The following is a 13,067-nucleotide window of genomic DNA, read 5'->3' as shown; positions in this document are numbered from 1 at the left end:
GACCGTGGCGGGCCGTTCTGCGCACCTCGAACGGGAGGACCACCGTGACCACCGCGCCCAGCGCCCCCGCACCACTCGTCGTCGCCATCCCGGACGCGGACCTCGCCGCCGCGGCCGCCACACCCGGCGGCATCGCCCGGCTCGCGGCCCGCATCGTCGCTTCCGGAACGGCCGTCGTGGCGATCGGCACCGACCGCTTCGACCCGGCGACGAGCACCGGCCACCGGCTGGACCCGACGACCGCGGCGCTCACCCTCGGCCGTGCCCTGCCGGAGCACGGGTTCCTCGTCGCCGTGGCACCGACCCGCGAGCACCCGTACAACGTCGCCCGCCGGGTGCTCTCGCTCGACCACGTCCTGGACGGCCGGGTGGGCATCGTCGTCGGCGCCCGGGACCACGGCGCACCGGCCCTCCGAGCACCGAGCACCGGCGCACCGCACGACCCCGCCGAGTTCGCCCGCGTGCTCCGCGGGCTGTGGCGCACCTGGCCGCTCGACAGCATCGTCGGTGACCGCACGTCGGGTGTCTTCGCGCACACCGACCGGATCCGACCGCTCGACCACGACGGCGGGCCGGACGGCTACCGCGTCCGGGGACCGCTCACCACGCCGTCGAGCCGGCAGGGCGAACCCGTCCTCGCGGTCTGGCACGACGTCGACGTGCCCGGAGCGGACCTCACGCTCGGGGGCGCGGCGCACCCGCTCGCACCGCTGCCGGGGGAGACGGACGGGGCGGAGCAGCACCGGGCCTCCCGGTCGACCGTGACGCGACCTCCGCGACCGACACGACCGAGGCGCCCGACGCTCCGTGCCCTGCTCGGGCTCGCCGTGCCGGACGCCGCGGCGGTGACCGCGTGACGGGCGCAGGCGGCGACGCCGGCTTGATCCTCGGCGTGAACCTGCAGGGGTTCGGGCAGCGTCCGGCGGCCTGGCGGACCCAGGACGTCGACGCGACCGACCTGCTCACGGCGGAGTTCTGGGCTGACCTCGGGCGCACCGCCGAACGCGGCCTGCTCGACATGGTCTTCTTCGCCGACCACCCGGCGTTCGGCGACCCGAACGTCCGTGCGTACGGACTGCTCGAGCCGTTCGTGGCCCTCGGGGCGATCGCCGACGCGACGAGCCACCTCGGGTTGGTCGGCACCGCATCGACGACGTACAACGACCCGTTCGACGTCGCCGAGCGGCTGCTGTCGCTGGACCTCGTGTCCGGCGGGCGCGTCGCCTGGAACGCCGTCACCACCTACGACCGCTCGGTCTCCGCGAACTTCGGTGTCGCGACGAACCCCGACCGGCCCGAGCGCTACGCCCGTGCCGGGGAGTTCGTCGACCTGGTGACGGCGCTCTGGCGGTCCGCCGCGACCGGGGTACCCGTCGTGCACCACGGCGAGTTCCTCGACCTCGAGGGCGTGGTCCGGGTCCCGCCGTCGGCGCAGGGGCACCCGGTCGTGTTCCAGGCCGGGGGATCGCCGCACGGTCGTGACCTGGCGGCGCGGGTCGCCGAGGGCGTCTTCGCCGTCGAGTTGACGCCGGAACCAGCCCGCGAGCACCTGCGCGCGGTCAAGGTCGCCGCCGAGACGTACGGCCGGAGCGCAGCGGACGTCGCCGTCGTGCCCGGACTGTCGCTCGTGCTCGGCAGCACCGAGGCCGAGGCGCAGCGCCGGTTCGACGAGCTCGAGGCCCTCGCGCCGGACGGCTACTCGCTCCGGGCGCTCGGGACGCACCTCGACGCCGACCTGTCGGGGCTCGACCCGGACGCGCCGATCCCGTCGGCGATCCTGGACCGCGAGGTCGACCCGGTCACCTACGGGCCCTCGCTCGGGTACCACGAGACGGTCGTGCGGTGGGTGCGCGCCAACAACACTTCGTTGCGGGACGTGCTGCGGGGCTTCGGCGGGTACGGCGCCCGCATCGTGGTCGGCACGCCCGAACAGGCCGCCGACACCATCGAGGACTGGTACCGGACCGGTGCCGCCGACGGCTTCAACCTGATGATCGACGAGTTCCCGCGGGGCCTCGAGACCGTCGTGGACGAGCTCGTGCCGATCCTGCAGCGCCGCGGGGTGTTCCACCGGTCGTACGAGGACGTGACGTTGCGCGGGCGGTTCGCGGCACGCGCACGGGGGCTCTGACCGCGCACCGTGCGAGGTCCGCGGTGCGGCCGCGCTGCAGCACGGTGCGAGTGCGCTCAGCTGGTGCGAGGTTGGTCGCACCGTGCGGGCTTGCAGCCGCTCACGGAGCGAGCAACCTCGCACCGACCGACGGAGGCCGCACCGTGCGGACCGCGCGGACCGCGCGCCCCCGCCGCGCCTCCCGCGCCGCGCGTGACGCCGTGTGACGGCCGGCCGGCGGCACCGTGTCACACGGCGACACCGCCGGTCACGGTCCGCAACACCCGTCGCCTCGGGGCCCCGACCGCCCTAGCGTCGCCGACATGACCGACTACCTCGACCGCGAACAGGACAAGACCTTCACGAAGGTCTACAAGCAGCAGACCCCGGACATCCTCAAGGCCTTCGTCCAGTTCGACGAGTCGGTGTTCCAGGCCGAGGGCCGCGCGATCCCGCTCAAGTACCGCGAGCTCATCGCCCTCGCCGTCGGCATCACCACCCAGTGCGTCTACTGCATCGACGGCCACAGCCAGCGCGCCGTGACGGCCGGTGCGACCGAGGCTGAACTCGCCGAGGCCGCCTGGGTCGCCACGGCCATCCGCGCCGGCGGTGGGTTCGCGCACGGCCGGCTCGGCTTCAAGTTCGGCGCCGACGCGACCCCCGCCGACGCGGCCCCCGCCGACGCGACCCCCGCCCACGCGACCCCCGCCGACGCGACCCCGGCCAACGCGGCCCCCGCGTCGGCCGCCGCCGACCACGCCGCGCACACCCACTAGGAGGACTGCCATGCCCGACCGCATCACCCTCGTCACCGCGCTGCAGGGCGCCGGCTGGCACCCCGCCGCCTGGCGCGTCGCCGGCCCGGCCGCGCACCGCCTGTCGAGCCTCCGGCACTGGCGCGAGGTCGTCGTCGAGCAGGACCGGCTCGGCATCGACGCCGTCACCATCGAGGACTCGTTCACCGCGGGCCCGACGCGACCGACGCGCCCGGCAGGCCCCGGCCCGACGGCTGCCGACCACGACCTCGACACCACGACCGTCGTCGGACGCCTCGACGCCCTCCTCGTCGCGAACGCGGTCGCCCCCGCGACCCGCGCCGTCGGTCTGGTGCCGACCGTCTCGGTGACGCACACTGAACCGTTCCACGTCGCCACGGGCCTCCAGACCCTCGACCACGTCTCGCTGGGGCGAGCCGGGTGGCGGATCCAGGTGAGCCCGACGCCCCGCGAATCGGCCCTGTTCGGCCGTCGACCCGGCGGCGACGACGCGGCCACGCTGTTCGACGAGGCCCGCGAGGCGGCGGAGGTCGTCTCCCGCCTCTGGGACAGCTGGGACGACGACGCGATCATCCGCGACGTCACGACCGGCCGCTTCATCGACCGCGACCGGATCCACAACGCCGAGTACGCGGGCCGTCACCTGTCCGTCCACGGCGCGTCGATCGTGCCGCGGTCGCCGCAGGGGCGCCCGCCGGTCTTCGCCCTGGCCCACCGCGCCGACGCAGCGGCGTTCGCCGTCGACGCTGCGGACGTCGTGCTCGTCACGCCCGGGTACCAGGGCCGGGAGGCACTGGACCTGTTGGACGAGGTCCGTCACCTCGAGCAGGTGGCCGGGTCGGACGTCCGTCGCCCGGTCCTCGCCGACCTCGCGGTGTTGATCGGGTCGTCGACCGCTGCCGCGGCCGACGAGCTCGCCGCGCTCGACGCCGCTGCCGGTACCCCGTACTCCGTCGGCTCCGGGTCGGACACGTCCGTGCTCGCGACGACGGTGCCCGAACTCGTGTCGCTGATCGGGGACCTGCGGGGCCTCGGCTTCGCCGGCGTCCGGCTCCGCCCGCTGCGCATCCCGATCGACAGCACCGCCATCGCCAGGCAGCTCGTCCCCGCCCTCGTCACGGCCGGGCTCCGCGCCGACGTGGCGTCCCGTCCCACCGCCGACCTGCGCACGCGGCTCGGCATCGCCCCGGCGGTCAGCCGGTACGCCCGTCCGTCCGTCACCGGTCCAGTTCCCTCGGGGGTCTCAGCATGAGCACCAAGCGTCAGGTCCACCTCGCCGCCCACTTCCCAGGCGTCAACAACACCACCATCTGGAGCGACGACCGCGCCGAGAGCCAGATCGCGTTCTCGTCGTTCGAGCACTTCGCCCGCAACGCGGAGCGTGGGTTCTTCGACTTCCTGTTCCTCGCCGAGGGCCTGCGGCTCCGCGAGCAGAAGGGCCGCGTCCACGACCTCGACGTGGTCGGGCGCCCGAACACCCTCGCGGTCCTGGCTGCCCTGGCCGGGGTCACCGACCACATCGGGCTGGTCGGCACCCTGCAGACGACGTTCAACGAGCCCGTGGAGCTCGCGAAGCAGCTCGCCACGCTCGACCACCTGACGGACGGTCGTGCCGGCTGGAACGTCGTGACGAGCTCGGACGCGTTCCACGGCGCGAACTTCCGCCGCGGCGGGTTCCTCGACCACGCCGACCGGTACACGCGCGCCGCCGAGTTCATCGCGCTGTCCCGCGAACTCTGGGACTCGTGGCAGCCCGACGCCGTCGTCGCCGGCACCGCCGCGGTCGGCGAGCTGGCGGACGGCGTGTTCGCCGACCGGTCGCGCATCCGCGACGTCGACCACCACGGTCCGCAGTTCGACGTCACCGGCACGTTCCCGGTGCCCCGCAGTCCGCAGCGGCACCCGGTGATCGTGCAGGCCGGTGACTCCGACGAGGGGCGCGACCTCGCCGCCACGAACGCCGAGGTCATCTTCTCGCTGCACACCGAGTTCGACGACGCGCAGGCGTTCTACCGCGACGTGACCGAGCGGCTCGAACGGGTCGGACGGTCGAAGGACGAGCTGCAGATCCTGCCCGGTGCGACGTTCGTGATCGGGTCGTCGGCGGAGGACGCCGAGGAGCGGTCGAACGCCATCCGTCGTGCCCAGGTCAGTCCGGCCACGGCGATCGCGTTCCTCGAGCAGGTCTGGAACCGCGACCTGTCGTCGTACGACGTCGACGGCCCGCTGCCGGCGATCGAGCCCGACTACGAGGGCACCGCGATCACCCGCGGGCGCGCACGGCACACCCGCGACGTCCCCGCGCTCGTGCAGTCCTGGCGGGACCTGGCCGAGGCCGAGCACCTGTCCATCCGCGACCTCGTCATCCGCGCCTCGACCCGCGGCGGGTTCGTCGGGACGGCGTCGCACATCGCCGCCGAGATCGACCGGTACGTGCAGGAGCGCGCCACCGACGGGTTCGTCGTCGTGCCGCACACCAACCCGTACGGCCTCGACGAGTTCGTCGACACGGTCGTCCCGCTGCTGCAGGAGCGCGGCGTCTACCGGCAGTCCTACGACGAGGGTGCGACCCTCCGGCAGACGCTCGACCTGCCCGGCACGATCCGCGACCGATCGGCCGCCGCACGCACGGCCGCTGCGGCGGGTCAGGCGCGTGCGGCAGCGTCCGCCGGGGTGCTCGCGTGACGATCTCCAGTCTCGCGATCCTCGTCCCCGGCAACTTCGAGGACGACGCCCCTGCCGACGGTCTCGAAGCCACCCTCGACCTCTTCGCCACGGCCGAGCGGCTCGGCATCGACGGCGCCTGGGTCCGGCACCGGCACCTCGAGCACGGCATCGGCTCGGCTGCGGTCTTCCTGGCGGCGGCGTCGCAGCGCACCACGTCCATCGAGCTCGGCGTCGCCGTCGTGCCGATCGGGTGGGAGAGTCCCTTCCGCCTGGCCGAGGACTTCTCGCTCGCCGACGTCCTGGCGCACGGTCGGCTGCAGGTCGGCCTGTCCACCGGCTCGCCGCACGCCGAGATCCTCGGCGACCTGGTGTTCGACGGCGACTGGCGCGCGTTCGACCGCGGGTACGGGCGGGTCTCCCGGTTCGTGGAGAACCTGCGCGGCGCGTTCCTCGGCGCGGACGACACCGTCATCCAGAGCCCCGGGAACCTCCAGCGCCCCCGGTTGCAGCCGTACGCGCCGGGTCTGGTCGACCGGGTCTGGTACGGCGGCGGGTCGCTCCGGTCGGCCGCGTTCGCCGGCAGCTCCGGGCTCAACCTGCTGCTCGGCAACCTCACCTCGGGCGAGGACACCGACGACTACGGCACCGCTCAGCGGAACCAGCTCGCGGCGTACCGCGCCGCGCTGCCGACCGGCCGCACGCCCCGCGTGGCCTGGGGCCGGTGCGTCGTGCCGACCGACTCGGCCGACCGGGTCTCGCGCGAGCGGTACCGCACCTGGTACGAATCCCGTCTCGCACGGCAGACCGCGCCCCAGGGACCGCGGCGGACCCTGTTCTCCGCCGACCTGGTGGGGCCCGCCGAGCAGATCGTCGAGCAGCTCGTGCACGACGCCACGCTCGCCGAGGTCGACGAGTTCCGGATCGAGCTGCCCTACGAGTTCGCCGGTGACGAGTACGAGCAGATCGTCTCGGACGTCGTGGCGAAGGTCGCACCGGCGCTCGGGTGGACGCCCGCCCGGACGGCGGTGGCGGCGTGACCCGCTACGTACTCTCCCGCATCGGTCAGGCCGTGCTCGTGCTCTGGGCGGCGTGGACGATCTCGTTCTTCGTGCTCTACGTGCTGCCGAGCGACCCGGCCCGCATCATGGTCGGCCCGGACGCCACCGACGTCACGGCGGCGCAGCTCGACGCGCTCCGGCACCAGTACGGCCTCGACCAGCCGGTGCTCGTGCAGTACGTCCAGCACCTCGGCGCCCTGCTCACCGGCGACCTCGGCCGCTCGATCGGCGTCGGTCGACCGGTCGCCGACGTCATCGGCGAAGCGATCGCGCCGACCGCCCAGATCGCGGTCGCCGGCCTCGTGCTCGCGATCGTGTTCGGCGGCGGGATCGCGGTCCTGGCGACGTGGACCCGGAACCGGGCCCTCGGTCAGTTCCTGCTCCAGCTGCCCCCGATCGGCGTCGCCGTCCCCGGGTTCTGGTTCGCGCTGCTGCTGGTGCAGTGGTTCTCGTTCGGACTGCACGTCTTCCCGGCGTTCGGCGGCGAGGGTCCCGCATCGGTCGTGCTGCCGGCGATCACCCTGGCGCTGCCGACCGGTGCCACGATCGCCCAGCTGCTGTCGAAGTCCCTCGTCCAGACCCTCCGCGAGCCGTACGTGGACACCGCGTACGCCAAGGGTGCCGGGCGGTGGCGGGTGCAGCTCCGGCACGCGCTCAAGAACGCTGCGCTGCCCGCGCTCACCGTGACGGGACTCATCGTCGGACAGCTGTTCTCCGGCACCGTCGTCACCGAGACGGTGTTCTCACGCCCGGGCCTCGGCCGGGTCACAGCCACCGCCGTGCAGCAGCAGGACATCCCCGTCGTGCAGGGCATCGTGCTGCTCGCCGCCGCGGTCTTCGTCGTGGTGAACCTGGTCGTCGACCTCGTGTACCCGCTGCTCGACCCGCGCGTCGTCGTCGCTCGCACCACCCCGTCCAGCGCCACCGAACCGAAGGCGGTCCCCGCATGACCGAGACCACGCAGCTCGCCATCGGGCGCCCCGCGTCGCTCGCCACCGACCGCGTCCCCGGCGGCACCACGACAGCGCTCCGTGCGCTCGTCGCCCGTCCGACGCTCACCGTCGCGCTCGTCTGGCTCGCCCTCGTCGTGCTCGCCGCGCTCCTGCCCGGAGCACTCACCCACCACGACCCGCTCGCCGCCGACCCGGCCGCGAAGCTCACCGCTCCCGACGCCGCGCACTGGTTCGGCACCGACCAGCTCGGCCGCGACCTGTACGCCCGCGTCGTGCACGGCACCGCGCTCACACTGCAGGCCGCGGTCCTCGCGATCGTCATCGGGCTGGTCGGCGGCTCGCTCGTCGGGCTCGTCGCCGGCTTCGTCGGCGGGGTCGTCGACGCCGTGCTCATGCGCGTCGCCGACGTCCTGCTCGCGATCCCGAGCCTGCTGCTCTCGCTGACGATCGTCACCGTGCTCGGCTTCGGCACCGTGAACGTCGCGGTGGCGGTCGGCGTCGCGAGCATCGCCACGATCGCGCGCATCATGCGCTCCGAGGTCGTCCGGGTCCGCACCGCGCCGTACGTCGAGGCGGCGAGCGCGAACGGCAACCGCTGGTGGCGCGTGCTGCTCGTGCACGTGCTGCCCAACGCGGCCGGGCCCGTCCTGGTGCTCGCCGCCCTCGAGTTCGGCACGGCGATCCTCGCCGTCTCGAGCCTGAGCTTCCTCGGGTACGGCGCGCAGCCGCCGCAACCCGAGTGGGGCTCGCTCGTCGCCACCGGGCGCGACTTCATCGCGTCCTCGTGGTGGCTCACGACCATCCCCGGCCTCGTGATCGCCGTCACGGTGCTCGCCGGCAACCGCGTCGCCCGTGCACTCGACACCGAACGGAGGGCCGTCCGATGAGCCTGCTCAGCATCCAGGACCTGACCGTCACGTACGGCCGGGGCAGCAGCGCGCGCACCGCCCTACACGGCGTCTCACTCGACGTCGGCCGCGGCGAGCGCGTCGCCATCGTCGGCGAGTCCGGTTCGGGCAAGTCGACGACGGCGCACGCGGTCCTCCGGCTCCTGCCCGCAGCGGCGGACCTGACGGGAGGCACGGTGCGGCTCTCCGGGGTGGCCGACGGATCCGGGGACCTCGACCTGGTCACCGCGACCGACCGCCAGGTGCGGTCCGTGCGCGGCGTCCGGATCGGCTTCGTCCCGCAGGACCCGACGGTGTCGCTCAACCCCGTGACGCGGATCGGCACCCAGGTCGCCGAGGTGCTCCGGATCCACGGACTCGCCACCGGTGCCGAGGCTCGGGAACGCGCCGTCGAGGAGCTCCGCCGTGCCGGAATCGACCGACCCGGACTCCGTGCTCGGCAGTACCCGCACGAGCTGTCCGGCGGCATGCGGCAGCGGGTGCTCATCGCGATCGCCCTGATCGGCGACCCGGAGCTCCTCGTCGCGGACGAACCGACGAGCGCGCTCGACGTCACGGTCCAGCGGACGATCCTCGACCACCTGGACCGGCTCGTCGCCGAACGGGGCACGAGCGTGCTGTTCATCACGCACGACCTCGGGGTCGCCGCCGACCGGGCCGACCGCATCGTCGTGATGTCCGAGGGACGGATCGTCGAGCAGGGCACCCCGGCCGAGGTGCTCGGCGCACCCCGTGAGCCGTACACGCGCGCACTGATCGCAGCGGCGCCCAGTCTCGACGACGTGACCGTGTCCGTGGGAGCCGCCCCGCGCCTCCAGGCCGGTGTGGACGAGCCGCTCGTCGTCGCGACGGGCCTGCGGAAGTCCTTCGCCCGCGTGGCCGCCGTCGACGGCGTCGACGTGACCGTCCCGCGCGGCCGCACGCTCGCGCTGGTGGGGGAGTCCGGGTCCGGGAAGTCGACCACGGCGCGTCTCGTGCTCGGTCTCGAGCGCGCCGACGCGGGCACCGTCCAGTTCGACGGCGAGGACGTTACCGCAGCCAGCGGTGCGGCGCTCCGGGCGTACCGGCGCCGCGCGCAGATCGTGCAGCAGAACCCGTACGCGGCCCTGCACCCGCGGCTGTCGGTGGGAGCGGTGATCGCGGACCCGCTCGCGGCCTTCGGCATCGGCACCCGGCGGTCCCGCGCGGCTCGGGCGGCGGAGCTGCTCGACCTCGTCGCGCTGCCGTCGGCCGTGCTCGGCCGTCGTCCGGCGGAGCTCTCCGGCGGACAGCGGCAGCGTGTGGCGATCGCCCGCGCGCTCGCGCTCGACCCGTCGTTCATCGTCCTCGACGAACCCGTCTCCGCGCTCGACGTGTCCGTCCAGGCGCAGATCCTCGACCTGCTCGCGGAACTGCAGTCGACGCTCGGCGTCTCCTACCTGTTCATCTCGCACGACCTCGCCGTCGTCCGTCGCATCGCGCACGAGGTGTCCGTCCTGCGCGGCGGCCGCGTCGTTGAGCACGGCGACGTGGCGCAGGTGCTGCACGACCCGCAGCACGAGTACACGCGCGCACTGCTCGACGCGATCCCGGGACGATCCCGGCGCGTCCCCACCACCGAAGGAGTCTCATGACCACCCACCGCACCCCGTTCCGTCTGATGGCCGCGATCGCGGCCGGCACCGCGGCGGCCCTGGTCATGGCGGGCTGCTCGTCGGGCGGCACCGCGTCGACGTCCTCGTCGTCGTCGAAGCCCGTCGACGGCGGCTCGCTCACGTACGCCATCGCGAACGACCCGATCACGCTCAACCCGGCGGGCACCGGCGCGGGCAACGACACGTTCGCGATCACCCGGCAGCTCGTCGACTCGCTGCTCTGGCAGGACCCGTCCGACGGCTCGCTCACGCCGTGGCTCGCGACCAAGTACTCGGCGAACGCCGACGCCACCGCGTTCACGTTCGACCTGCGCTCCGGCGTCACGTTCTCGGACGGCACCGCGTTCGACGCGACGGCCGTCAAGGACACCTTCGACGACATCGCCTCGGCCGGCGCATCGAGCACGGCGGCCGCGTACTTCTCCGGCTACGAGGGGACGAAGGTCGTCGACGACGACACGGTCGAGGTCGACTTCGGGGCGCCGAACGCCGCGTTCCCGAACGCCACGGCGTCGGTCGCCCTCGGCATCGTCGCCCCGAAGACCACCGAGACCCCGTTCGACGACCGCGCCGACGGGAAGGCCGTGATCGGAACCGGACCGTTCACGCTGTCGTCGTACACGAAGAACACCTCCACCGTCCTGACGAAGCGCAAGGACTACGACTGGGGCCCCGCCGCGCGGTCGAACGCCGGGGCAGCGCACCTGTCCAAGGTGACGTTCCAGGTCGTCCCCGAAGCCAGCGTCCGCACCGGCAGCCTGCAGTCCGGGCAGCTCGATGCGATCAGCAGCGTGCAGCCGAGCGACGTCGACACCCTGCAGGCGCAGTACGACCTCGTCACCCGCGCCAACCCGGGCCAGGTGTTCGGCCTGACGTTCAACCAGAAGCGGCCGATCGTCTCGGACCTCGCAGTCCGGAAGGCGATCGCACAGGCCGTCGACCCGAAGGCGGTCCGTGACACCGCGCTCAACGACCTGTTCACGGTCGCGAACTCGGTCCTCGGGTCGACGACGCCCGGGTACGCGGACACGTCGTCGGGTTCGGCCACGTACGACCCGAAGGCTGCGGCGGCCGCCCTGGACGACGCCGGGTGGGAGAAGGGATCCGACGGCATCCGCACGAAGGACGGCACGAAGCTGCAGCTCAAGCTCGTCTGGATCACGAACTTCGGACCGAACCAGACGTCGCTCGAGCTGATCCAGCAGGAGCTCGGGAAGGTCGGCGTCGGCGTCACCCTCGAGAGCGGGACCGTGCCGCAGTACCTCGCCAACCTGACGAGCGGCGACTGGGACCTGTCGTGGGACAACAGCTCGCGCGCCGACGGTGACGTCTTGCGGTCGAAGTTCTCCAGCTCGGGTGCACAGTCGATCGGTGCGTCGGACACGACGCTCGACGCGCTCTTCACGAAGGAGCTGTCGCAGTCGTCGGCGTCCGACCGGTCAGCCACCTTCGGGGAGATCCAGCAGCGCATCGCGTCCCAGGTCGACTTCGTCCCGGTGCACGAACTCACCAGCATCATCGCGCCGGCGACGGACGTGCACGGCATCGTCTTCGGCGCCGACACCCGGCTCGACCAGCTGACCGGCGCGTGGAAGGACGCCTCGTGAGCGCCGCTCGCTCCGTCCCGCTCTCGGTGCTCGACCTGGTGCCGGTCACCGCCGGATCGTCCGCTGCCACGGCTTTGCACCGCACCGTCGACCTCGCCGTCGCTGCCGAACGTGCCGGGTACGCCCGCTACTGGCTCGCCGAGCACCACCTCAACCCCGGTGTCGCGGGCAGCGCGCCGACCATCGTGATCGGAGCGGTCGCCGCGGCCACGTCGACGATCCGGGTCGGCAGCGCGGCGACGCTCGTCGGCAACGTCCGCGGGCTGCAGATCGCCGAGACCTTCGGCACCCTCGCTGCGCTGTACGGGCCGCGGATCGACCTCGGGCTCGGCCGCTCCGGGGCGCCAGCACCCGGTACCGCCAAGCCGCCGTCGCTCGCGCCCCGCTCGGACGAGGTCGTCGACGGACTGCTCGTGCCCGCACCGTTCGACTTCCACATCGCACCGGGCAGCCGGTTCGCCCTGCAGGGGGAGCTGCTCGGACGCGTCCCCGGTGACGTCGATCGGTTCGAGGGCGAGCTGTCGCTCATCCGGTCGCTGTTCGCCGGCACCTGGTCGCGGGACGGCGCCGTCGTCGAGGCGCCGCCGGCAGCAGGAGCGTCCGTCGAACTGTGGATCCACGGGTCGACGGGCGGTGAGAGCGCCCGGGTCGCCGGAGCACTCGGACTGCCGTACGGCGCGAACTACCACACGTCGCCCGGCACGGTCCTGGCGTCGGTGCAGGCCTACCGCGACGCGTTCCGCCCGGGGGTGCTCGAGGTACCGCACGTCATCGTGTCGGCGGACGTCGTCGTCGGGCACACGGAGGCCGAGGCCGCGGAGCTGTCGCTCGGGTACGCGGAGTGGGTGCACTCGATCCGCTCCGGCGTCGGGGCGATCGAGTACCCGACGCCGTCCGCGGCACGGGCTGCGCCGCTCGCTGCGGCGGAGGCGGCGTCGGTCGCCGATCGGCTCGCCACCCGGTTCGTCGGCGATGCTGCGGCCGTCGCGGACCGCCTCGAGGTCCTGCAGCGGGCGACCGGCGCGGACGAGCTCCTGGTGACGACGATCACGCACGACCACGACGCCCGGGTGCGTTCGTACGAGCTGCTCGCCGCGGAGTGGGCGGCGCGGGGTGCTGGTGCTGCTGCTGGTGCTGCGCGTGCGGCGGCTGGCGTGGGTGCCGGGGTGCGCTGACCGTACTGGTCCGGGTCGACCCGGAACGACGAGCTCGATGTCGCACGACATCGGGCTCGTCGTTCGTGCGCGCGTGCAACCGGTGGCGCATGCAACGAGCGACACCGTGGTCGTCGTGCGACGTCGACGATGTCGTTCGGGGTCGGTGCGCGCGGTCGGTGCGCGTGCATGTTCCGACG

At 73.3% G+C, this 13,067-nt stretch carries 11 protein-coding genes; all 11 read left to right on the top strand.

Annotation, left to right across the window (positions count from 1 at the left end; translation table 11 throughout):
* Positions 1-44: 44 nt before the first annotated feature.
* The 11 genes from ITJ60_RS13735 to ITJ60_RS13685 all read left to right on the top strand — a co-directional run bounded on the left by ITJ60_RS13735 (position 45) and on the right by ITJ60_RS13685 (position 12,888).
* A complete protein-coding gene (locus tag ITJ60_RS13735) occupies positions 45-857 on the top strand; it encodes an LLM class flavin-dependent oxidoreductase (protein WP_194648289.1) in 813 nt (270 codons plus the stop codon).
* Complete coding sequence (locus ITJ60_RS13730) at positions 854-2,131, top strand: LLM class flavin-dependent oxidoreductase (protein ID WP_323749178.1); 1,278 nt, start codon at positions 854-856, stop codon at positions 2,129-2,131. The genes ITJ60_RS13735 and ITJ60_RS13730 overlap by 4 nt, the downstream gene beginning before the upstream one ends.
* A gap of 302 nt (positions 2,132-2,433) precedes the next feature.
* Positions 2,434-2,886 (top strand): carboxymuconolactone decarboxylase family protein, encoded by a 453-nt coding sequence (locus ITJ60_RS13725; RefSeq protein WP_228510234.1) that lies wholly within the window; start codon positions 2,434-2,436, stop codon positions 2,884-2,886.
* Positions 2,887-2,896: 10 nt separating this feature from the next.
* On the top strand, positions 2,897-4,138 hold the full coding sequence (locus ITJ60_RS13720) for an LLM class flavin-dependent oxidoreductase (protein WP_194648288.1): 1,242 nt from the start codon (positions 2,897-2,899) through the stop codon (positions 4,136-4,138).
* Positions 4,135-5,571 carry an NtaA/DmoA family FMN-dependent monooxygenase gene (locus ITJ60_RS13715; RefSeq protein WP_228510232.1) on the top strand — a complete coding sequence of 479 codons (1,437 nt, stop codon included), beginning with the start codon at positions 4,135-4,137 and terminating at the stop codon, positions 5,569-5,571. Before ITJ60_RS13720 ends, ITJ60_RS13715 begins: the two co-directional genes overlap by 4 nt.
* On the top strand, positions 5,568-6,590 hold the full coding sequence (locus ITJ60_RS13710) for an LLM class flavin-dependent oxidoreductase (protein WP_123672763.1): 1,023 nt from the start codon (positions 5,568-5,570) through the stop codon (positions 6,588-6,590). Before ITJ60_RS13715 ends, ITJ60_RS13710 begins: the two co-directional genes overlap by 4 nt.
* Positions 6,587-7,561, top strand: a complete 975-nt coding sequence (locus ITJ60_RS13705) for an ABC transporter permease (protein WP_194648287.1) — start codon at positions 6,587-6,589, stop codon at positions 7,559-7,561. The genes ITJ60_RS13710 and ITJ60_RS13705 overlap by 4 nt, the downstream gene beginning before the upstream one ends.
* Complete coding sequence (locus tag ITJ60_RS13700; protein ID WP_194648286.1) at positions 7,558-8,451, top strand: ABC transporter permease; 894 nt, start codon at positions 7,558-7,560, stop codon at positions 8,449-8,451. The genes ITJ60_RS13705 and ITJ60_RS13700 overlap by 4 nt, the downstream gene beginning before the upstream one ends.
* Positions 8,448-10,085 carry a dipeptide ABC transporter ATP-binding protein gene (locus ITJ60_RS13695; RefSeq protein WP_194648285.1) on the top strand — a complete coding sequence of 546 codons (1,638 nt, stop codon included), beginning with the start codon at positions 8,448-8,450 and terminating at the stop codon, positions 10,083-10,085. Before ITJ60_RS13700 ends, ITJ60_RS13695 begins: the two co-directional genes overlap by 4 nt.
* Positions 10,082-11,713, top strand: a complete 1,632-nt coding sequence (locus ITJ60_RS13690; protein ID WP_228510230.1) for an ABC transporter substrate-binding protein — start codon at positions 10,082-10,084, stop codon at positions 11,711-11,713. The genes ITJ60_RS13695 and ITJ60_RS13690 overlap by 4 nt, the downstream gene beginning before the upstream one ends.
* Positions 11,710-12,888, top strand: a complete 1,179-nt coding sequence (locus ITJ60_RS13685; protein ID WP_194648284.1) for an LLM class flavin-dependent oxidoreductase — start codon at positions 11,710-11,712, stop codon at positions 12,886-12,888. Before ITJ60_RS13690 ends, ITJ60_RS13685 begins: the two co-directional genes overlap by 4 nt.
* The last annotated feature ends 179 nt before the right edge of the window (positions 12,889-13,067 follow it).

Origin of the sequence: Curtobacterium sp. VKM Ac-2884 (genome assembly GCF_015350945.1) — a bacterium.
In the GTDB taxonomy this organism is placed as follows: Bacteria; Actinomycetota; Actinomycetes; order Actinomycetales; family Microbacteriaceae; genus Curtobacterium.
Note: the sequence above shows the minus strand (reverse complement) of the source record. Positions and strands in the feature narration are given on the sequence as shown.